Genomic DNA, 20,373 nt, shown 5'->3' with positions numbered 1-20,373 from the left:
GCTATTACACGCAAGCATGCCATGACGCAACCGCTCGACCGGCCCTTTAACGCACGGCGTCGAGCGCGGTCGTGGCGGAGGTCGTTGCCGCTGCGGCTTCGGCGGCCACCGGCGAATGTTGCGGCGTCGCCCCCGCGACGGCGGTCGGCGAGGCCGCGACCGGCGCGGGCGTGATGTTCTGGGCCGTGCAGGTGGCCAGATCGCGCGCCACGTGCCGCCCGACGCAGAACATGTCCTCATAACTGGGGCGAGAGGCCGCCAGGCACTGGAACAGCATCAGCTTGGACATGTTGAGGCAGAATTCGCTGTTCTGCTCGACCGTCAGGGCCTCGGTGTTGGCCCGCGAATCCTCTCCGCCCGCACCGAGAGCTGCCAAGGCGGCCAGGGCCAGCGATCGCACGACCGCGGGGGTGTAGGGCGCGTCGGCGCGCGCCGGGGTCAGGGTCAGGCCGGAGCCGGTGTTGGCCGCTGCGAACAGGCGGGCCGATTCCTCGGCTGAGGGCAGCATCCGAAGGGCCGACAGAGACTTGGCGCCTTCGAGCCGGGTCACGCGGTCGGCGATGTGCACGGTCGCCCAGCGGCGACGGGGATCGTTGCGCTCCTGGATGGTGTAGGCGTCGCCTTCCACCGCCTCGGCGATGACCATCATGGCCGCCGAATCCCGACCGATGGTTTCGACGATCAGGCCGGCTGCCGCGTCCGCGCCGGGCAGGCTCGCGGCATAGGCGGGGTCGGCGATGATCTTGCCGATCACGTCCTGGCGGATGGCGGGGTCGACGGCGAACGTGCGCACACCACTGACGAACTCAGGCGACTGCAGCGCCAGGATCGAGCCGTAGGCGATCATGCCGCGCGACAGCTGGGCCGGTTCGTAGGAGGCACCCCTGCGGATTGCCGCCTGGATCGATTCCGCGTCGGGGAAGCCAGCCTTGATCGTGCCGACCTCGCGCATGAAGGCGACGTATATCGCCGCGGCCTGGGCCACGCCTTCGTTGAGGCTGACCGCAGGAGGGGGCGGAGGGGGTGGCGGCGGGGCTACGGGCTCGGGCTCTGGCGTGGCGCAACTCGTCAGCACGACGGCGGCGAGGAGGGCGGCCAGCGACAGGCCGCGACGCAGATGAGCCTCAAGCATACGAATTCCCCACGCAGGCGTGGCGCGACCGGCGCGCCTGTATTCCGGAAAGCCTTATAACGCGCCGGACCGCGTTTTCCGAATGCTAACCGAACGTCAAAAAATCAAAAGCGTGTCCGTGCGATCAATCCGGCGCCGGGCTTTGGGTGGGTTGGCCCACGCCGCTGTTCAGCCTGGAGGTGGGTGATGAATTCAGGGGCGTTGCTGGGGGCATGATCGTCGGGGCGGGGGAACGGACCGGGGGATCGAGCGGCGCGGTGACGATGGCCGGTTCGCGGACCGTCTCGGGATTGGACACGGTGATGATCGCCCCCGGCATGGCGGAACCGCGCGCGCAGGTCGCCAGATCGCGCACGACGTGCCGCCCCACGCAGAACATGTCCTCATAGCTCGGGCGGGACGCAGCCAGGCACTGATAAAGATTCAGCTTGGAGGCGTTCAGGCAGGACTCGCTTTTCTGCTCGGCCTGGAGCGCCTCGATGTTGGCCCGTGCCGGCTCGCCCGCAGCGCCGAGCGCCGCCAGGGCCGCGATGGCCAAGGCGTTGGTTACCGCGGGCGGGTAGGGGCCCGTCCGCGGCCGCCCGGTCGAGACGACCAGCCCCGCGCCGCTGGTCCCGGCTGCGAGCAGGCGGGCGGACTCCTCGGGCGACGGCAGCATGGTTTGGCTGGCCCCGGCCTTGGCGGCCTCAAGGCGCGTCACGCGGTCGGTGATGTGCGCCACGGCCCAGGCGCGACGCGGATCGCCGCGTTCCTGAATGGTGTAGGCGTCGGACTCGATAGAATCGGCGGCGCGGCCCAGCGCGTCGATCTCGGCGTCCAGGGTGGCGATGATCAATCCCGCCGCAGCGTCGGCACCGGGGAGGATGGACGCGTATGCCGGATTGGCGACAATGTCGGCCACCAGTTTCTGACGCGTCGCCGGGTCTCCGGCATATTGGCGGACCCCCGCGACGAACTCCGGCGACTGTAACGCGAGGATCGAGGCATAGGCGATCAAGCCTTGGGAAATCCGGGCCGGATCGTAGGCCGAGCCGCGGCGCAAGGCCGCCTGGATCGACTCGGCGTCGGCAAAGCCGCCACGAAGCGCTGCCATGTCGCGGGAGAAGGCCAGATAGACCGCAGCCGACTGCGCTACGCCGTCGTTCAGGCTGATCGGCGGCGGAATGCGGGCCAAGGCTGCGGCCTCGGCGGCGACCCGGGCGGCTTCAGCTTCGACCTCCGCCTGGTTGGAGGCGCAGCCCGCGAGGGTGGCGGCCACGGCGAGGGCGGCGAGCGCAAGTCCATGGCGCATGAAGGGACGGTTCATCGTGACTCCTCGGGACTGTCCCCAGAACCAGAGCGGTCCGTCCCGGCGCTTTTGAGGCGAAGTCTGTCCGGTAGACGATCAGTCGAACAGCTTGGACACCGACTCCTCGTTAGCGATCCGACGGATAGCCTCTCCGATCAACGGGGCCACCGAAACGCTCCGGATCTTGGAACAGTTCAAAACTTCGTGTGGCTGCTCAATGGAGTCGGTGATCACCAGCTCCTTCAACGGGCCGTCGGCCACGCGTTGCACCGCAGGACCCGACAGAACGCCGTGGCTGATGTAGGCCGAGACCTCTGTCGCGCCCTTGTCCATCAAAGCCTGGGCGGCGTTCACCAGAGTTCCGCCGGAATCGACGATGTCGTCGAACAGGATGCAGCGGCGGCCCTCGACGTCGCCGATGATGTTCATGACCTCGCTGTCGCCCACCCGGGCCCGCCGCTTGTCGACGATCGCCAGGTCGGCGTTGAGCCGGAAGGCGAGCGAGCGCGCCCGGACCACGCCGCCCACGTCGGGCGAGACGATCATCAGGTCGTCGCCGAGCGGATAGTGATCCTTGATGTCCTGTGCGAGCACCGGCGTGGCCACCAGATTGTCGGTTGGAATGTCGAAGAAGCCCTGGATCTGGCCTGCGTGCAGATCCATCGTCAGGACCCGGTGCGCGCCGGCGCGCGTGATCATATTGGCCACCAGCTTGGCCGAGATCGGCGTGCGGCCGCCGGTCTTGCGATCCTGCCGCGCGTAGCCGAAGTAGGGCATGACGGCCGTGATCCGCTTGGCCGACGCCCTGACCAGGGCGTCCGTCATGATCAGCAGTTCCATCAGATTGTCGTTGGCCGGGTAGCTGGTCGACTGCAGGACGAAGACGTCCTCGCCCCGGACATTCTCCTCGATGACGGCGAAGACCTCGTTGTCTGCGAACCGTTTTACCTGGGCTTTGGTCAGGGGCATGTCGAGGTGGGCGGCGATCGCCAGGGACAGGGTCCGGTTGGAGTTGCCAGAGAGCAGCTTCATGTCCGGTCATCCTTTCGCCGTCATCGCCCGGCTGAGAATGCGGCCGCCGCGTTGGCGGGCTTCATATCAGGGGACGGCCGCGCCACAAAGGCAAAGCCGCATCAGAGCGCGCATTGGCGCGGCCCTGTTCGCTGGTATAGAGGTCGCTTCGTTTCCGGGGGTGCCGACGGGTGAGCGCCCGCCGGCCTGTCAAGTTGAGGTCGTCCTTGCCTGCATCAAAGTTCCGCGCCGGCCTGGTCCTGGCGACCGTGGCCGTTTCTGTCCTGACGATCCCGGCCTGCTCCGGCGGGGCGAAGCGCACGCGTCTGGCCTATGAGGAGCGTCCGGTCGAAGCGCTCTACAACACCGGCTATCAGCGGCTGAACAGCCGGCGTTGGGCCGACGCGATCGACTATTTCCAGGAGGTCGAGCGCCAGCATCCGTATTCGGAATGGTCGCGTCGCGCGATCCTGATGCAGATCTACGCCTACTACCAGAACAACAACTACGCTGAAGCGATCTCCGCTGCGGACCGCTTCATCCAGCTGTTCCCCGGCAATCCGTCCGCGCCCTATGCCTTCTACATGAAGGCCCTTTGCAATTTCGAACAGATCACTGACGTGGGCCGCGATCAGAGCTATGCCCAGCAGGCGCTCACGGGCCTTCGCGACGTCTCCCGCCGCTATCCCGGCTCGTCTTACGCCACCGACGCGGCGGTCAAGATCAACATGGTCAACGACCAGCTGGCCGGCAAGGAAATGGCGATCGGCCGCTATTACCAACGCGCGGGACAGCCGCTGGCGGCGATCAACCGCTACAAGTCAGTGATCGACAACCAGGATTACCAACGCACCTCGCATACGCCCGAGGCGCTGTATCGTCTGGTCGAGGTCAATCTGACGTTGGGCTTGAGGGACGAGGCGAACCGCAACGGCTCGGTGCTGGGCTTCAACTATCCGGGCAGCCCCTGGTACGCCGAGGCTTACGCGCTGTTGAGCGAGGAAGGCCAGCAACTTGAAGTGGCCCCGACCGGCCAGCGCGAAAGCTGGCTGCGCCGGATCATTCCGGGCTGAGTCGCGCCCTTTCGACCGATTTGGGCGCAAGGGGCGGTCATGAATGGCGAGGACCGCTAGACTGACGGCCATGTCGAATCAGATCCGGACGACCGCGACTTCATGCTGACCGCCCTGTCCATTCGCGACATCGTTCTCGTCGACGCGCTCGATCTGGAGGTCGAGGACGGCTTGACGGTGCTGACGGGCGAGACCGGCGCCGGAAAATCCATCATCCTCGACGCGCTCGGCCTCGCGCTCGGCGCTCGGGCGGACACGGGACTGGTTCGCGCCGGGGCGAAGCAGGCGTCGGCCACCGCCGTGTTCACGGCGCCCGACGATCCGGCATTGATCCAGATGATCGCCGACCGGGGCTTCGACGTCGCGCCGGGCGAGGAACTGATTCTACGCCGGACACTGACGGCCGACGGTCGCAGTCGGGCTTTCGTCAACGACCAGCCGGCCGGCGTCACGGCCTTGCGCGAGATCGGCCAGGCATTGGTCGAAGTGCATGGCCAGCATGAAACCGTCGGCCTTCTGGACTGGAAGACCCATCGCGCCTCGCTCGACACCTATGGCGGCCTGCAGCCCCAGCTTGGCGGGGTCGCCGAAGCCGCCGACCGCCTGAAGGTCGCCGACCGGACCGTCGCCGACCTGAGGGCCGCGGCCGCCGACGCCGCGTCTCGCGCCGGGGAGCTGACCCAGAGTCTGACCGAGCTGGACGAACTGGATCCCCGTCCCGACGAGGAAACCGAACTGGCGGGCGAACGCGCCATTCTCGGCGCGGCGGAAAAGGCCATCGGCGATCTGGCCGATGCCCGCGCGTCGCTGGGCGGGGACAAGCTGTCCCAGAAGCTGGCTTCGGCCCTGCGCGCCGTGGAACACGCCCGCCAGCGGGCCGGGCAGGCGGGAGCCGAAGCGGACCACCCCCTGCTGCAGAAGCTGACTGCCGCAGCCGAGGCCATCGACCGCACGCTGGTCGAGGCCGAAGAGGCGATCGCCTGCGTCGACGCCGCCGCCAACGCCTTCGACTTCGAGCCGGGTCGGCTCGACAAGGCCGAGGAACGGTTGTTCGCCCTGCGCGCCGCCGCCCGCAAGCTGAACACTTCGGTCGAGAGCCTGCCGGTCCTGCGCGTCCGGTTCCGCGAACAGCTGAGGCTGATCGAGGATGGAGCCGAGGCGATCACGGCGGCGGAGCGCGCCGCCGCGGTCGCGCGAGAGGACTATGACGTCGCGGCGACACTGCTGACGTCGGTGCGGGAAGCAGCGGCCGACCGGCTGACCACGGCCGTGATGAGCGAACTCAGCCCCCTGAAACTGGACCGCGCCCGCTTCCGCGTCGCTTTCGAGCCTGTAACCGAGAGGCGGCGGGGACCGATGGGCGTCGAGACCACGCGGTTCGAGATCGCCACCAACGCCGGAGCGACCTACGGGCCGCTGGACGCCATCGCCTCGGGTGGTGAACTGGCCCGATTTTCCCTGGCCATGAAAGCTGCCCTGGCGGGGCGCGAGAATCAGCGCCAGCCGGTCATGATCTTCGACGAGGTCGATCAGGGCGTGGGCGGCGCCGTGGCCGAGGCCGTCGGCACCCGCCTGCAGCGCCTGTCCCATGGCGCGCAAGTTCTGGTCGTGACCCACAGCCCGCAGGTCGCGGCGCGGGGCCATGCCCATTGGAAGGTCCGCAAGGCCGACGTTGACGGCCTGACCACGACGACGGTCGACGCCCTGGACGAAGGCGCGCGGCGCGAGGAGATCGCCCGCATGCTCTCCGGCGCCACCATCACCGACGAGGCCCGCGCTGCGGCGGGGGCGCTGATCGGCTAGACCCCGAGGATCCAGCCTTCTTCCTGCTCCACCCGCGCGATCAGCGCCTCGTCCGTGCCCTTGGGCGGCGCGAAGGCCTTGGACAGGTCGCCGGCCTCATCTAGCTTCGCCAGCGCCTCGGCCGTGGAGCGGACCTGGGCCTGGTCCTTGAACTCGCCAGGGGTTGGCTTGCACTCGAACATCGACGGCCAGACCTCGACGACGAGGGTCGACAACGGTTCGACGTCGGCGGCGTCCAGCGCGCGCCAGCCGGTGCCGAACGGCCAGACCGCGGCGGACGGGCCGAGCGTTTCCAGCAGGCGACGCACGGCCGGGATACCGACCAGCGTCTGGCCACCGACCGCGCCGGCACCGTGCATTTGCCACACGCTCTTGGGCTGTAGCCTGCCCTTGCGGACAGCGTTTTCTGTGGCGCGGAACTCGGGGATGTCGGCACCCGATCCGGCCGGCGGCTTGGTGGTGGTCAGCCAGCGCTGCGCCTGCTTGGCCGGCGCGCCCCACAGGGGCCACGCCTCGTCGGTCATCAGCCGGTTCATCTTGGCCGCGACCTGGTAGCGGTTGTTGGTGTTGTCCGCCTTGTCCACGACGTTTGAGGCGATGAATTTCCACATCGCCCGCCATGGGTTGCCGCTGAGCTTCAGCCGCTCGGCCGTGCCGGCCGGATAGCCCAGGTTGAAGTCGAACCCGACCAGCACCCGGTCGCCCCGCTTGCGATGGTCGGCCAGAAGGGAGGCCAGCAGGGCCTCGCCCTCGGCGCGCGTGGCGACGTTGTGGGTCTCGGTGTAAAGGCGGAATCGCACGTCGCGCTTGGCCACGCCGATCCAGACGGACTGGTCGCCCAGCTTCTTGCCTTCGGCGGCGGTCCAGTCGGCGATGATGTAGGCGTCGAAAAGACGGGCCACGCGGGCGCTCCGGGGTACGCATGAAACAGATTGCGGGCTTCTAGCGCTCCACGGCCCGCGCAGGAAGGGCGATCAGCCCTTCAGCATCGCCTCAAGATGGGACAGCCAGCGCCGCCCCAGCCGCAGAGCCTCGCCGGGCGAGCTGGTCTGGACGGGCAGGGTCGCGTCCCAAAGGGCCAGTTCGAACTCCGGATGCCTGGCGTCGTTGAACATCAGGCGCAGCACAACCTGTTCGGCATCGGGAGCGAGAACGTCCAGCGACTTGCGCGCTTCGCCCCGCCGCACGCGGGCCACGACGTGTCCGTCGACGATGATCTCGCCACCCTCGATCTCATTGAAGGCATAGACCAGTCCCGCGCCGCCGCGGTTCCAGAGGACGGCCACCTGTGCCCCGTCGAAGTCAAGGCCGGCGGCCCGGCCTTCGGCGGGAGACAGGGCTTCGGCCTCTGGCACGGCGCCCAGCGACTTCAGCAAGGCCCGCCGCATGCGACGCAGGGGTTCCATCCACCAAGCGAGGATCAGGGCCGCGGTGGTGAGTGCGGCGGCCGCGAGCGCCACCAGAAGGATGACCCTCAGCGCTTCGGCCACGCTCAGTCCTCCAGTTCGACGACGACGGGCACGTGGTCGGACGGCTTTTCCATGTCCCGGGCGTCGCGGTGGGTCTCGATCCCCTGGAACCGGTCGGCCGCCTGGGGGGACAGCAGGTGGAAGTCGATGCGGATGCCTTGGTCGCGCTGCCAGGCCCCGGCCTGATAGTCCCAGAAGGTATAGGTCCCGGCGGGCTGCCCGCCCAGTTCGCCAGCGTCGGACAGACCCAGGTTCTTGAGGGCGCGGAAAGCGGCCCGACTGGTCGGCTGGAACAGCGCGTCATCGACCCAGGCGGCAGGGTTCCTCGCGTCTTCCGGAGTCGGGATGACGTTGTAGTCGCCGCACAGGCTGAAAGCTTCCTCCAGCGCCAGCAGATCGCGTGCATGCGCCTGCAACCGGTCGAACCATGCCAGCTTGTAGTCGAACTTCTCAGTCCCGATTGGATTGCCGTTGGGCAGATAAAGACAGCCGACGCGGACGGGGCGGGGGGCTTCGATAATCGCCTCGATATACCGCGCCTGCTCGAAATCGGACTCGAGGCCGGACGCGTCCATGCCGGGCAGACCGCGCCGCACGTCGCTCAGCGGATATTTCGAGAGCAGGGCGACGCCGTTGTAGGTCTTCTGACCATTGGTCTCGACATTGTAGCCGAGGGCCTCGAAGGCCTCCCGGGGGAATTTCTCGTCTACGCATTTGATCTCCTGGAAGCCGACGACGTCCGGCTGGGCCGCCTCAAGCCAGGCCAGCACCGTGGGCAGGCGGGCGTTGACCGAGTTTACGTTCCAGGTGGCGATGCGCATCCGCCATGCTTACGGCGCGTCGGGGCGGTCTGTGAAGCGTGGATCGCCGAACGAAAAACGCCCCGGAGCGAACCCCGGGGCGTTCGGGCCGGTATTTCGCCGGTTCTTACTCGGTGGTCGCCGCAGCGGCGACCGTGGTCAGGGTGCACCCGCCGCCGATGTGGGCGGCCTGGGCGCAGGGATGAATTCGCTGAGCTTTAGTGCCAGCGTCGACGCGAGCGAAATAGCCCTCGCCCACGACGCATTTCACTTCATAAACGGTCAGGCCCTGGGCGTCTCGACCGACGCGACGGGCCTGCTGGACGTCGCAAGGCGCGGCCTCCGTGCCGGCCAGGACAGTCTTCCAGGCTCCGGTGGATTCGGCGGCGGTAGAGAAGCGGCATTTGTCACCCTGCAAGATCAGGTCGAAGCAGGGCGAGACATCCCAGCCGGCTTCGGTCTTCTCGATCCAGTAACCGTCCTGATCGGCGCAACCGACTTCATAAATCAGATTGCCGGCCAGGCTCATGGCGAAGGCGGCGGCCTGATCGACGGTGCAGGTGATGCCGGCTTCACGGGCAAAGGTGCCGACGACGGGGACGGCGTTCTGGTTGACGGGCAAGGTGCACTGCTGGCCGACGTTGGCGGCAGGCTCGCGCTCGCGGGTGGTCACCGCCTGACCGGCCAGTTCAAGGCAGTTGAAGGTCTGCGGCGGCGTGCCCGCTACGGCCAGGTATCCGGGGCCTGAGGCGCAGACCGCTTCGAAGGTCAGCGCCTGCTGGGCGGTGACGCCGAGACGCGCCGCCTCGGTGACCTGGCAGCCGACGTTGGCGGCGGTCAGCAGGGCCTGGGCGGCGACCCGGTTCTCTTCCGGAGTCGGCTCAGGGGCGGGGCGAGGGCGGCGTTCCCGCTCCTCGCGGCCTTCGCGCTCGTTTATGCGCCCCGGTTGAACCCGTTCGCCACGGATATTGCCTGACGCCTCATCCGAGGGATCGCGTTGGGGGAATTCCTGGGCGAAGGCCGGCTGGGCGGCGCAAACCGTCAGCGCCAGGGCACCGCCGACAACGGCGAGCAGCGTCTTGTGAAACACGATCAAACTCCGGCATCGAAAAATGAGCCCAACCCTTGGCTGGCGGTTGTGGCGGGGTCAAGGCGGCGCTGGACGCGGACCCGGCGTTGAGCTTATCTATCCTTAGTTGCGATTGGAGACGGACTTGGCCGACGGCGTGGTTCCAGCAGGAATTCCAGACTGGGCGCGCGAGGAGCGCGGCCTGACCTATCCGTTCGACGTCCTGCCTGAATCCGGCGAAGCGATCAAAGTCGCGGAAGGTGTCCTGTGGATGCGCCTGTCCATGCCCATCGCGCTGGACCACATCAATGTCTTCGCGGTCGAGGACGGCGACGGTTGGGTCGTCGTCGATAGCGGCCTGAATATCGCCGCGTCGCGCGAAAGCTGGGACGCCGCGCTGGCCGGCCCGCTAGGCGGAAGACCCGTGACGCGAGTCATCTGCACCCACATGCACCCTGACCACATCGGACTGGCGGGGTGGTTTTGCGACCGGTTCGACGCACCGCTGGTCATGACACGTCTCGAATATGTGATGGCCCGCATGCTGCTGGCCGACACCGGCCAGCCGGCTCCGGAATGCGGCGCGGTCTTCTACAGGGCGGCAGGTTGGGACGAGGCCCAGATCGACGGTTATCGAACCGGCTACGGCCAGTTCGGCCGCGCCGTCTCGGCCATGCCGCCCGGCTACGTCCGGATGCGCGAGGGCGACCGGCTGTCCATCGGGGGGCGTGACTGGCGGGTCGTCGTGGGCGAGGGACACAGTCCCGAACATGCCTGCCTGTGGCGCGAGGCCGACGGCGTCTTGCTGGGCGGCGATCAGATCCTGCCCAGGATATCATCGAACGTCTCGGTCTGGCCGACTGAGCCGGATGCCGATCCGCTGGGGGACTGGCTGGATTCGCTGGAGCGGATGAAGACGGTGTTTCCGGCCGATGTGCTGGTGTTGCCCTCGCACGGAGAACCCTTCAGAGGCGTGCAGACGCGGCTGGACGCGCTGATCCGGGGACATATGACAGCGTTGAAACGACTGGAACGCACGTTGCGGGAACCCTGCCGGGCCGTGGACGTCTTTTCCGCCCTGTTCGCGCGGCCCGTAGGCGAAGGCGTGCGGGGCATGGCTACGGGCGAGAGCCTGGCTCATCTCAACTATCTGCTTCACCGGGGCCGCGTCGCCCGCGAACGCGACGCGGACGGCGTGGACTGGTGGACGGCCACTGCACAGGAAACCGAAGCGTGAGCGATCAAATCCAGACCGAACTGTCCGGCGGCGTCCTGACGGTAACCCTCTGCCGTCCCGAAAAAAAGAACGCCATCACCCAGGCGATGTATTCCGCCCTGGCCGAGGCCACGGTGCGCGCGCGGACGGACGACGCCGTTCGCGTGATGGTCTTCCAGGGACATGGCGACAGCTTCTCGGCGGGGAACGACATCGCCGACTTCATCGCCTTGGGGTCGCAAGGGCAGCAGCCGGCGGAGATGCCGGTGTTCCAATTCCTCAAGGCGCTGGCCGAGCTGGACAAGCCGGCGGTGGCCGCCGTGCGAGGCCGCGCGGTCGGCATTGGCCTGACCCTGCTGCTGCATTGCGACATGGTGGTGGTGGCCGAGGACGCCTTGCTGTCCGCGCCGTTCATCAATCTGGCGCTGGCGCCCGAGGCTGCGTCGTCGCTGCTTTTGCCACAGGTGCTGGGTCATCAGCGGGCGTTCGAGATATTCGCTCTTGGCGAGCCCATCGACGGGCTTACGGCCCTGGCTTGGGGCCTGGCCAACCGGGCCGTTCCCGCCGATCAGGTCGAGGCCGTAGCTGCGGAACTGGCGGGCAGGCTGGCGTCCCGAGCGCCCAATTCCATTCGCAAGACCAAGCGGCTGATGCGCGACGCTGACCGCCTGTGGGCGCTGATGCAGCGTGAGGGCGAGGCCTTCGGCAGCCAGATGTCGAGTCCCGAGGCGATGGAGGCCTTCATGGCCTTCACCCAGAAACGCGCGCCCGATTTTTCGAAAGCCGGTTGATTCGCGATCAAGCGGACCCCAGTTGCGCGCCCTGATGTTCGACACCCTCGCCCCACCAGCGCCAACGCGCATCGAGATTGAAGCCTCGGCGGATGCGGCGGCGGTCGAGGCTTTGGTGCTGGCCGCCTTCGGGCCCGGTCGGTTCGCCAAAACCGCTGAGCGGTTGAGAGAGCGGGCGACGGTGGCCGCCGGGTTTCTGGCGCGCGAGGATGCGCGGGTGATCGGTTCTGTGCGGCTGTGGTCGATCAGGGTGGGTCACGCGCCCGCGCTGTTCCTCGGCCCGATCGCCGTGGCCACCGACAGCCGCCGGGCGGGGCTGGGCGCGGACCTCATGCAGGCCTGTCTGGATCACGCCGGCGAAACCGGAGTATTGCTGGTCGGCGACCTCCCCTATTTCGGCCGTTTCGGCTTTCGATCCGCGCCTGATGCGCGCTTGCCGGGACCGGTGGATCAGCGTCGCGTGCTCTGGCGGGGTGCTCGCGAGCCCGAAGGGCCGGTGGCGGCGGCCTGAGGACCGCTTGGCCGGGCACCTTTCCCAACCGGGAAAGGCAGCCTAAGTCTGGACCCATGATCCAAGCCCCAGATACCAGGACCGGGCTGGCCGGCGTCGCCGAGGCCGCGAACCAGGCACCCGGCCGCGGCCGGCCGCCGGTGCATCTGTGGCATCCCGACCATTGCGGCGAGATCGACATCGTCATCAGGCGCGATGGGGTCTGGATGCACGAAGGCTCGCCGCTCGGCCGGGCCGAGCTGGTGCGGCTGTTCTCGACGGTGCTGCGCAAGGACGCCGACGGCTATGTGCTGGTCACGCCCGGCGAGAAACTGTCGATCCAGGTCGAGGACCTGCCGTTTCGCGCGGTGAGCCTTGCGAGCCGCAGCGGGGCGCTGATCTTCACGACGGACGTGGGCGACGAGGTTGAGGCGGGGGCGGAGCATCCGATCCGGGTCGAGACCGATCCGGAGACCGGCGAGCCATCGCCGGCGGTGCATGTGCGGGCGGACCTGTGGGCGCGGATCGCGCGGCCGGTGTTCTACGAACTGGTCGAGATGGCGCGGGTCGAGGACGGACGCCTGACCGTGCGGTCGGGGGGCGATACCTTCGCGCTGGGGCCGGTCGGGGCGGGGGTGGAATGAGTCTTTTGACGCTGCGCGAACGTCTGCTCGAAAGGCTCGAGCCGGTCACAAGCTGGATGCCCGACCAATCGGCGGCGCGGTCGGACTTCGACCTGAACCCGAACGCCGACCGACCCGTCCGGACCCTGCGGCCCGCCGCCGTCCTGATCCCCGTCATTGCCGGGCCGGAAGGAGCGACAGTCCTGATGACGCGCCGCGCCGACAGTCTGGCCAGCCACACCGGCCAGATCGCCTTCCCCGGCGGGCGGCTGGATCCTGGCGAGAGCGCTGTCGAGGCGGCGCTGCGCGAGGCCTTGGAAGAAGTGGCTCTAGACCCGTCCTTCGTCGAGGTTCTGGGGGTGGGCGACGCCTACGAGACCGGCACCGGTTTTCTGGTGACGCCCGTGGTGGGCTGGTTGACCTCACGACCCGAGACGAAGCCCGCGCTCGAGGAAGTCGCCGAAGTGTTCGAGGTCCCGTGGGATTTCCTGATGGACGCCGTCAATCACCGCCGGGATTCTTATGACCGGGAGGGCCAGCCGCGCCGCTGGTTCTGGGCCGTACCCTATCGTGAGCGCTACATCTGGGGGGTGACGGCCGGCATCATTCGGGCTCTGCGCACGCGGCTTTATGGTGAAGAGGCCGCGCCGGAGACGGCGGCGACTGAGGACGCGGCGTGACCGCGCGCCTGACCGATCAGGATTGGCTGACCGCGCGTTCCACCCGAGCTGTCATCGCCGCGCTGGAGGCGGTGGGCGGCGCGGGCTGCGCACGCTTCGTCGGCGGATGCGTGCGGAATGCGGTGATCGGTCAGCCCGTCGGCGACATCGACATCGCCACCACACTGAAACCCGAAGACACGGAGCGCGCCATTCGCGCGGCAGGGTTGAAGGCCGTGCCCACAGGAATGGCTCACGGCACGGTCACCGCCGTCGCGGACCGTATGCCGTTCGAGATCACCACCCTGCGCCGCGACGTCTCAACCGACGGGCGCAACGCCACCGTCGCCTTTACCGACGATTGGGCCGAGGACGCGGCGCGCCGAGACTTCCGCCTGAACGCGCTCTACGCCGACGCGGACGGGCGCGTGTTCGACCCGACCGGCGAGGGACTGGCGGACGCGGCGGCGGGCCGTATCGTGTTCGTCGGTGACCCTGCGACCCGGATCACGGAAGATTATCTGCGCATCCTGCGTTTCTTTAGGTTCCGCGCCTGGCATGGCCGGGGCGAACCGGACGCGGCGGCGCTTGCGGCCTGCGCTGTGCTGGCTCCGGGCATGACGCGGTTGTCGGCTGAGCGGGTGTTCAAGGAGCTGATGAAGTTGTTGGAGGCGCCAGACCCCCGTTCAGCGATTGCCGCCATGGCGACGGCCAGTGTGCTGTCGCGAATTCTTCCGGAAGGGAGCCTGTCGCCCGTGTTCGATGCCATGGTTAGACAGACCCCGGACCCGGTCCTGCGGCTGATGGCGCTTTTGCCGTCGGACGAGCGCGGCGTCAGGGACGCGGCCGCGCGCCTTCGGTTTCCCAATTCCACCCGCGACCGGCTGGCCTTCGCCGCCCTCGCCGCGCCGGGGATTTCCCTGTCGATGAATGACGCGGAGGTTCGGGCGGCGGTCTATCGGCACGGAGCGCGAACCGTCGTCGACGCCCTACTTCGGCGCTGGGCCGAAGCGCCCGGAGGGACGGCGGATGCGGAGCGTTTGCTGGGCCTGATTTCGTCGTGGCCCGTGCCTTTGATGCCCGTAGGCGGCAAGGAACTGGCCCGCCTGGGCGTCGAGCCGGGACCCGAAACGGGTCGGATTCTAACGGCTTTCGAGGACGCATGGGTTGCGGACGACTTCCCGGCGACCGGTCATGCGGAACGCCTCAAGGCCCTGCTCACCGCGCCGCGCGGGTGACTTCGACGATGACCGGACGGTGGTCGGAGCCATTGACGCGACCCAGACGCCGGCTGGTGAACGCCAGCTCGGGCGAAGCGTAGACCTGGTCGATCGTGATCGACAGCGGTGGGGGCAAGGCGCTGGGCCACGTGCCCGGAAAGCCGGGCGCCGGTCGCAGGCCGATCTTGTCCTGAACCTGTCGACCGATCCGTGCCGACGAGACGCTGTTGAAGTCTCCGGCGATGATGACGGGCCCGACAAGGCCCCTCACGGTCTGTTCCAACCCCATGGTCTGGCTGATCTGGCCCCAGGATTCCTCGAACGGCCACGGGCGGGTCAGGTGGACGCTGATCAGGTTGACGGGTCCCAGCAGCGTGATCGCGACGGCGCTTACGGCTTCGACCCCGATGGGTCGAGGCGAAGCCCGCAAGGGATAGCGGGAAGCGATCACCGATCTGACGGTGCCGTTCGGTCGATCGATGCGGGGGCTGGCGACGCGGTGTGGGTAGTCGCGGACAAGGTCGTCGAGCCGAGGGGCGGTGGCGTCGCCCAGTTCGATCAGCATGACCACGTCGGCGTCGGCGTCGGCGTCGCGGATCGAGGCAGCAATGGCGTCCACGTCGGTGTTTCGCACCCAGACATTGGCCGAGTAAATCCGGATCGAGGGCGCGCCATTCGCGGGACGCGACGCTATTGGAAACCACTGCGGCCAGACGGCGACGAGAAGCAGCGCCGCCACGCCGCACGCCATGGCCGACCATCGCCATTTCCGAGCTGCCGCGAAGCCCGCGACGAGGGCGAGGGTGCCGATCGTTGTCGGTGCGACGAACTGGACCAGCAGGTCTGCGTACTGGTTGCGCATGCCGCCCAACGCCGCAAGCGCGAGGAACAGGGGCGCGGCGATCAGGCCGGCCGCCAGAACACGGAAGAGCCCGTGTCGGAATCTCATCCGCGCCGCTTGCGTTCCGGTTGAACAGGCGGTGTCATCGCGCTTTACGGTCTCGCTTGTGGGAGGACGGCATGCCCAGACGGTCCGTCGCGGATATCGAGAAAATCTGGTCGAATGTCGAGGGCATCAAGAAGCTGTCGGATCGCGCGATCGGTATCGGCCCCTTCGGCGTCGGTCTGGATGGGCTTCTGACCTGGATCCCCGTCGTCGGCACCGCCTATAGCGTCGGTGCGGCCGGCTGGCTGTTACTACAGGCTGCTCGGGTCAAGGCGTCGCCGGGCACCGTGATCCGGATGCTGGGTTACCTGGGCCTCGACAGCGCGACTTCGGCCGTGGGGGAGGTAGTGCCGATCGTCTTCGACGTCGTGGACTTCTTCTTCCCGGGTCACCTCTTGGCTGCCAGGGCCCTCCAGAAGGACATCGAGAGCACCCACTGGGTCGAGGCCAGCGAGCGCGACGCGCGAGCCAGCGGACAACACGAGCGGCATCTCGCGGACATGAGGCGCGACCCGAAGCTTCGACGCGTCGTCTATCTGCACGACTGAGCGTCTTGACGAACCCCGACGGCCCCCGGCATGTCGATCAATCAGCTTTCCCGGACGTGAGAATGAGCGCCATCCTGACCCGCGATGAACTGGCCGCGGCCCTCGGCCTGGCGGGCCAGGGGGACCGCGCGGCCTTCCGTCGCGTCTATGAAGCGACCTCGGCGAAACTGTTGGGCGTGACCTTGCGTATCTTGGCCGATCGCCAATTGGCCGAGGACGTCTTGCAGGACACTTATCTCACCGTCTGGAGGAAGGCCGAGAGTTTCGACCCTTCGCGCGCCAGCCCCATAACCTGGCTGGTGACGATCGCCCGCAACCGGGCGATCGACCGGCTGCGCTCCGGCGCGGGCTTCCGCAAGTCGACATCCATCGATGCCGCCTTCGAAGTGGCGGACGGCACCCCTTCGCCGTCGCAGGCCGTCGAGACCGTCGATGACATTCGTCGCTTGAACGAGTGCCTTGGTCAGCTCGACGACAAGACCGGAGGCGCGATCCGGACCGCCTTTCTGGAAGGCGTGACTTATGACGCCCTGGCGCAGCGCGAGAGCGTGCCTCTGGGGACCATGAAGAGCTGGATTCGCCGGGGGCTGATGAGGCTGAGGAGCTGCCTCGATCAATGACAGACACGACGGACGACGCCATCAACGAGGACGCGGTCCTGGCCGGCGAACTGGCGCTGCGCTTGCTGTCGCCCGCTGAAGAGGCGGGCGCGCGCGCGCGCGTCGAAGCCGAACCTTCCTTCGCGGCCGATGTCGACGGCTGGAACGAGAGACTGGCCGCCTTCGCCGAAGGCATCGCGCCCGTCGCGCCGTCGGCGGCCGTCTGGCCCCGGGTCGAGGCGGGCCTGACGCCGGTCGCGGCCAACGACAACGTCCGGGTGGCCTTCTGGCGCCGGTGGGCCATCGGTTCGACGGGCCTGTTGGCGGCCAGTCTGGCGGCGGTCGTCGTTCTGTTGGCCCAGCCCTCTCCGGCGCCCCAATCCGTGACGGCTCCTCCCGCCGGAGCGATCACCCGCGTCGCGACCCTCACTCTTGAGGACGGGGCCGCAGCGATGACGTTGGCCTATGATGCTCAGACCGGGAATTTGTACCTTGCACCGACCAAGGAAATGGCCGGCGACGCGCGCGTGCCGCACCTGTGGCTGATCATGCCCAAGGGCGGGGTCCAGTTGGTCGGTGCCATCGACGGATCAGCGACGTCGCGACACAGTCTCGATCGCGCGAAGGCCGGAATGGCGGGGCAAGCCATTCAGGTGGCCGTCTCCATGGAAGCGCCCGGTCACACGCCGGGGGCGACGAAGCCCGACGGTCCCGTCGTGGCGTCGGGCGATTTCCAGCAGCTCTGAAGCGCATCCGCGACGCTCGCGCGAACGCAGCTTGATGCGATGGGGCCTCTGCGGTTCGCCCCGGCGGGTCGACTGGTCCTGACAGCCGCGGCCCCGTCGGCGGGGCGGTCGTCCAGCCCTTCCCCAACGGCCTCCCCGCTAGCCTTCGCTCGTCAGTCTTCATATCGATGCGCGCCAAGCGATTGATGTTGCATGGCTTCGTTCGCTCCTCAGCGTCATGAGCGCGCCTGAGCCGGCGGCGCGCCCAGACTGATCTCCGACCTCACATCGGAGACCTCCCACATGAGCGACGACCAGACGCCCCGACTCGGCCTGCCCTTTCTGGCGGCGGGCCAGATGCAGAAACACGTCACCCTGAACGAGTCGCTGACGCGGCTTGATGCCCTGGTGCAGACGGCGGTGGCGAGCCGGTCGGTCTCCGCCCAACCGGCGGACCCCGCCGACGGCGTCCTCTATATTCTTCCAGTCGCAGCGACGGGCGCGGCCTGGGCCGGTCGCGCGGAAGGCGCGCTGATGCGCGCGGAGGCCGGTGGCTGGCGGGCCGTCGAGGTTTCCGAAGGCCTGATCGCGCTCGTTCTCGACGCGGACGAGATCGTCGTGCGTCACGGCACGACGTGGCGCGCGCTGGGAAGCCGACTGGGTATGGTCCAAGGGCTCAGCCGTCTCGGTATCGGGACGACCGCCGATGCGTCCAACCCCTTTGCCGCCAGGCTGAACACGGCGCTGTGGACGGCGCTCGAAGCGGGTGCGGGCGGCGACGGCGATCTCCGTCTGACCCTGAACAAGGAAAGCGCAACGGACGTGCTCTCGCTGCTGTTCCAGAGCGGCTACGGCGGACGGGCCGAGCTCGGGCTGATCGGCGACGACGATCTGAAGCTCAAGATTAGCCCGGACGGCGCGACCTGGCGCGAGGCCTTTTCGGTGGATCGCACGACAGGCAGGACGTCTTTCGCTCTGGGAGCGGGCCGCCGGGAGCTTACGGCCTTCACCTCCGACGGAGCCTATGTGGTCCCGGTCTGGGCCCAAACGATCGATGCGGTCGTGGTCGGCGGCGGCGGGGGCGGCGGTGCTGGCGCTTTCGCCGCTTCGGGGGCACGCCACGGCGGTGGCGGGGGCGGAGCCGGCGGCGTCGGCCGGGCGGGTTGGCCGGCGCATGAACTGACCGCTGGCCTGGACGTCTTGGTCGGCGCGGGCGGGACCGGCGGAGCGGCAGGGACGGGATCCGTGGGCCTCCAATCCTCCATCTCGCTCGGCGTGACCGCGCTCCTCGTCGGGGCCGGCGGCCGTGGCGGCGGGCTGGGCGACGCGCTGGCGGGGACCGGCGGCGTGGGAGGCGGCGGCTCGGCCGGTTCTAACGGCGGGGGCTCATCAAGCGTCGCAACCGACGCGAGCGGCGGTCAGTCCATGGCGCGACCCGACGCGCCCGGCGGCGGCGGCCTGGATGTCGGCGGCGTCGCTCGATCCGGAGGGGTCGGTGGCGACGGCGGCGCGCTCGCAGTCAAAGCGATCGGCGGTTCCGCTGGGGTCGGATGGTCGGGCGGCGGCGGGTGGGGCGCGCCCATGCCAGGGCTTCACTGGTCCGGCGCCGGTCATTCGGGCGCAAGCGGCGGTGCATCGGGCGGTGGAGGTGGAGGCGGCGGGGCCGGCGTCCTGGCGGGCGGAGCCGGAGGCTCGGGCGCGTCGGGCGTCGTCTGGCTGATCGCGATCGGGTGACGCCATGAATTTCGATTGGCATTCAAACCTCGGCGTCGAGCCCGAACTTCTCGATGAGGACGCATGGGACGCGCCCCGCCGCCTGACCCGCGACGAACTCTATGCGGAAAGCGGGTCGTGCCGGCGGATCGACTGGGCTGACGCTTCAGGAGACATGACATGACCGACGTTTCCGAAACGCCGCCGCCGCCGCCGCCGCAAACCCTCGCCGAAGGCCGCTGGTTGTGGCGCCGCCTCTATGTCTATGGGACGAGCATGGCGGCATGGCTGGTGTTGGATCGTGTGATCGTCGCGCTTCCGCCCGAGTACGCGCCACGACTGGCGCAGGCCTTGATGGGCCTGCTGGGCCTCACAATGGTGCTCTATCTCGTCGCGCCGACGGCCCAGCAATTGATCGCCAGTCTGTCGGTCGTCGGTCGCCGGCTGAGCGGTGAACGCAAGTGACGGCCTTTCGACTCTCCAGTCGATCCCTGGCCCGGCTGGTGGGCGTTCATCCCCGTCTGGTGGCGCTGGTGAAGGAAGCGGCGGCGCTCACGCCCGTCGACTTCATGGTCACCGAGGGACTGCGGACGCCCCAGCGGCAGGTGGCGCTCCTGCGGGCCGGAGCCAGCCGCACGCGCAAGTCCCGCCACCTGACGGGACATGCCGTGGACGTGGCGGCGCTTGTGGACGGGCAGGTGCGCTGGGACTGGCCGCTGTATCCGCGCATCGCGGCCGCGTTCAAGGCCGCTGCCGTCCGGCAGGGCACGGCCATCGTCTGGGGCGGCGACTGGTCGACCCTGCGCGACGGCCCCCATTTCGAACTCGACCGGAGGGTTTTTCCGTGAGGTTGCCGACGGGCCAGCCTCGCCAAGAGACGCGTCGACGGCGTCGGTGCCGCTGGTAAGACATAATTCCCCCGGTACGAACGCCCACACCGGCACAAGCTGCCTGGTAAGTCGGCAATTCCTGCCCGGTGCCCGGTAAATTCTGCCGGGAAGCCGACGTGGTGAACGAAAAGTACCTCAGCAAAATCAACGGCGGGAACCTTGGCATGGCTAGGCTCAGGACTCATTGATCATAGCCAGAAGATCACCGTGGCGGCGATAGTGATGGCAGACATGAAGGTGTGTGCGCATCGGTCGTAGCGGGTGTGGATGCGCCGCCAGTCCTTGAGCCTGCCGAACATGTTCTCGAT

General features: G+C 68.2%; 24 protein-coding genes. 15 read left to right on the top strand and 9 right to left on the bottom strand.

The annotated features are described in order from the left end of the window. Positions 1 to 46: 46 nt before the first annotated feature. The 3 genes from ACESMO_RS09690 to ACESMO_RS09680 all read right to left on the bottom strand — a co-directional run bounded on the left by ACESMO_RS09690 (position 47) and on the right by ACESMO_RS09680 (position 3,452). Complete coding sequence (locus ACESMO_RS09690) at positions 47 to 1,132, bottom strand: hypothetical protein (RefSeq protein WP_372707955.1); 1,086 nt, start codon at positions 1,130 to 1,132, stop codon at positions 47 to 49. A gap of 124 nt (positions 1,133 to 1,256) precedes the next feature. Continuing rightward, the gene (locus ACESMO_RS09685; protein ID WP_372707954.1) at positions 1,257 to 2,438 is read right to left on the bottom strand and encodes a hypothetical protein; all 1,182 of its coding nucleotides are present in this window, start codon (positions 2,436 to 2,438) and stop codon (positions 1,257 to 1,259) included. 78 nt (positions 2,439 to 2,516) lie between these two features. Next, positions 2,517 to 3,452, bottom strand: coding sequence for a ribose-phosphate pyrophosphokinase (locus tag ACESMO_RS09680; protein WP_372707953.1), 936 nt, complete (start codon positions 3,450 to 3,452; stop codon positions 2,517 to 2,519). Between the two features lie 194 nt (positions 3,453 to 3,646). Between ACESMO_RS09680 and ACESMO_RS09675 the strand changes: the two genes are divergently transcribed. Beyond that, on the top strand, positions 3,647 to 4,504 hold the full coding sequence (locus ACESMO_RS09675) for an outer membrane protein assembly factor BamD (protein ID WP_372707975.1): 858 nt from the start codon (positions 3,647 to 3,649) through the stop codon (positions 4,502 to 4,504). A 102-nt stretch (positions 4,505 to 4,606) separates the two neighbouring features. Further along, complete coding sequence (recN, locus tag ACESMO_RS09670; RefSeq protein WP_372707952.1) at positions 4,607 to 6,307, top strand: DNA repair protein RecN; 1,701 nt, start codon at positions 4,607 to 4,609, stop codon at positions 6,305 to 6,307. Here recN and ACESMO_RS09665 read toward each other — a convergent pair. The 4 genes from ACESMO_RS09665 to ACESMO_RS09650 all read right to left on the bottom strand — a co-directional run bounded on the left by ACESMO_RS09665 (position 6,304) and on the right by ACESMO_RS09650 (position 9,666). Beyond that, positions 6,304 to 7,209: a cobalamin biosynthesis protein CbiG gene (locus tag ACESMO_RS09665; protein ID WP_372707951.1), complete on the bottom strand. Its 906-nt coding sequence runs from the start codon at positions 7,207 to 7,209 to the stop codon at positions 6,304 to 6,306. The two genes, recN and ACESMO_RS09665, sit on opposite strands and share 4 nt — an antisense overlap. A 72-nt stretch (positions 7,210 to 7,281) precedes the next feature. Continuing rightward, positions 7,282 to 7,797, bottom strand: a complete 516-nt coding sequence (locus ACESMO_RS09660) for a hypothetical protein (RefSeq protein ID WP_372707950.1) — start codon at positions 7,795 to 7,797, stop codon at positions 7,282 to 7,284. A 2-nt stretch (positions 7,798 to 7,799) separates the two neighbouring features. Then, the gene (gene xth / locus ACESMO_RS09655; protein WP_372707949.1) at positions 7,800 to 8,597 is read right to left on the bottom strand and encodes an exodeoxyribonuclease III; all 798 of its coding nucleotides are present in this window, start codon (positions 8,595 to 8,597) and stop codon (positions 7,800 to 7,802) included. 106 nt (positions 8,598 to 8,703) lie between these two features. After that, positions 8,704 to 9,666: a hypothetical protein gene (locus ACESMO_RS09650; RefSeq protein WP_372707948.1), complete on the bottom strand. Its 963-nt coding sequence runs from the start codon at positions 9,664 to 9,666 to the stop codon at positions 8,704 to 8,706. A gap of 124 nt (positions 9,667 to 9,790) precedes the next feature. On the opposite strand from ACESMO_RS09650, the gene ACESMO_RS09645 reads away from it, so the two are divergent. Genes ACESMO_RS09645 through ACESMO_RS09620 form a run of 6 tightly spaced genes read left to right on the top strand, consistent with a single transcriptional unit; the run spans position 9,791 to position 14,662 of the window. Then, positions 9,791 to 10,882 (top strand): MBL fold metallo-hydrolase, encoded by a 1,092-nt coding sequence (locus tag ACESMO_RS09645; protein ID WP_372707947.1) that lies wholly within the window; start codon positions 9,791 to 9,793, stop codon positions 10,880 to 10,882. Continuing rightward, positions 10,879 to 11,652, top strand: coding sequence for an enoyl-CoA hydratase (locus ACESMO_RS09640; RefSeq protein WP_372707946.1), 774 nt, complete (start codon positions 10,879 to 10,881; stop codon positions 11,650 to 11,652). Before ACESMO_RS09645 ends, ACESMO_RS09640 begins: the two co-directional genes overlap by 4 nt. A gap of 34 nt (positions 11,653 to 11,686) precedes the next feature. Then, positions 11,687 to 12,163, top strand: coding sequence for a GNAT family N-acetyltransferase (locus ACESMO_RS09635; RefSeq protein WP_372707945.1), 477 nt, complete (start codon positions 11,687 to 11,689; stop codon positions 12,161 to 12,163). A 56-nt stretch (positions 12,164 to 12,219) separates the two neighbouring features. Continuing rightward, positions 12,220 to 12,786: a DUF1285 domain-containing protein gene (locus ACESMO_RS09630; RefSeq protein ID WP_372707944.1), complete on the top strand. Its 567-nt coding sequence runs from the start codon at positions 12,220 to 12,222 to the stop codon at positions 12,784 to 12,786. After that, the gene (locus ACESMO_RS09625) at positions 12,783 to 13,445 is read left to right on the top strand and encodes a CoA pyrophosphatase (RefSeq protein WP_372707943.1); all 663 of its coding nucleotides are present in this window, start codon (positions 12,783 to 12,785) and stop codon (positions 13,443 to 13,445) included. Before ACESMO_RS09630 ends, ACESMO_RS09625 begins: the two co-directional genes overlap by 4 nt. Continuing rightward, the gene (locus ACESMO_RS09620) at positions 13,442 to 14,662 is read left to right on the top strand and encodes a CCA tRNA nucleotidyltransferase (RefSeq protein WP_372707942.1); all 1,221 of its coding nucleotides are present in this window, start codon (positions 13,442 to 13,444) and stop codon (positions 14,660 to 14,662) included. The genes ACESMO_RS09625 and ACESMO_RS09620 overlap by 4 nt, the downstream gene beginning before the upstream one ends. Here the strand turns inward: ACESMO_RS09620 and ACESMO_RS09615 are convergent. Further along, a complete protein-coding gene (locus tag ACESMO_RS09615) occupies positions 14,643 to 15,593 on the bottom strand; it encodes an endonuclease/exonuclease/phosphatase family protein (protein WP_372707941.1) in 951 nt (316 codons plus the stop codon). The genes ACESMO_RS09620 and ACESMO_RS09615 overlap by 20 nt on opposite strands. A gap of 71 nt (positions 15,594 to 15,664) precedes the next feature. Between ACESMO_RS09615 and ACESMO_RS09610 the strand changes: the two genes are divergently transcribed. From ACESMO_RS09610 to ACESMO_RS09580, 7 genes are all read left to right on the top strand, one after another. After that, complete coding sequence (locus ACESMO_RS09610; protein ID WP_372707940.1) at positions 15,665 to 16,138, top strand: DUF4112 domain-containing protein; 474 nt, start codon at positions 15,665 to 15,667, stop codon at positions 16,136 to 16,138. 62 nt (positions 16,139 to 16,200) lie between these two features. Beyond that, positions 16,201 to 16,758: a sigma-70 family RNA polymerase sigma factor gene (locus ACESMO_RS09605; RefSeq protein ID WP_372707939.1), complete on the top strand. Its 558-nt coding sequence runs from the start codon at positions 16,201 to 16,203 to the stop codon at positions 16,756 to 16,758. Continuing rightward, positions 16,755 to 17,483 (top strand): anti-sigma factor domain-containing protein, encoded by a 729-nt coding sequence (locus ACESMO_RS09600; RefSeq protein WP_372707938.1) that lies wholly within the window; start codon positions 16,755 to 16,757, stop codon positions 17,481 to 17,483. Before ACESMO_RS09605 ends, ACESMO_RS09600 begins: the two co-directional genes overlap by 4 nt. A 282-nt stretch (positions 17,484 to 17,765) precedes the next feature. Then, positions 17,766 to 19,196: a DUF2793 domain-containing protein gene (locus ACESMO_RS09595; RefSeq protein WP_372707937.1), complete on the top strand. Its 1,431-nt coding sequence runs from the start codon at positions 17,766 to 17,768 to the stop codon at positions 19,194 to 19,196. Between the two features lie 4 nt (positions 19,197 to 19,200). Further along, positions 19,201 to 19,359 (top strand): hypothetical protein, encoded by a 159-nt coding sequence (locus tag ACESMO_RS09590; RefSeq protein ID WP_372707936.1) that lies wholly within the window; start codon positions 19,201 to 19,203, stop codon positions 19,357 to 19,359. Further along, the gene (locus ACESMO_RS09585) at positions 19,356 to 19,640 is read left to right on the top strand and encodes a hypothetical protein (RefSeq protein WP_372707935.1); all 285 of its coding nucleotides are present in this window, start codon (positions 19,356 to 19,358) and stop codon (positions 19,638 to 19,640) included. The genes ACESMO_RS09590 and ACESMO_RS09585 overlap by 4 nt, the downstream gene beginning before the upstream one ends. Beyond that, the gene (locus ACESMO_RS09580) at positions 19,637 to 20,023 is read left to right on the top strand and encodes a M15 family metallopeptidase (protein ID WP_372707934.1); all 387 of its coding nucleotides are present in this window, start codon (positions 19,637 to 19,639) and stop codon (positions 20,021 to 20,023) included. Before ACESMO_RS09585 ends, ACESMO_RS09580 begins: the two co-directional genes overlap by 4 nt. Positions 20,024 to 20,253: 230 nt before the next feature. On the opposite strand, the gene ACESMO_RS09575 is transcribed toward ACESMO_RS09580, so the two are convergent. Next, positions 20,254 to 20,373 (bottom strand): transposase (locus ACESMO_RS09575; protein WP_372706167.1); only part of this gene is annotated, 120 nt, incomplete at its 5' end.

Origin of the sequence: Brevundimonas sp., assembly GCF_041688735.1 — a bacterium.
Taxonomy (GTDB): Bacteria; Pseudomonadota; Alphaproteobacteria; order Caulobacterales; family Caulobacteraceae; genus Brevundimonas.
Note: the sequence above shows the minus strand (reverse complement) of the source record. Positions and strands in the feature narration are given on the sequence as shown.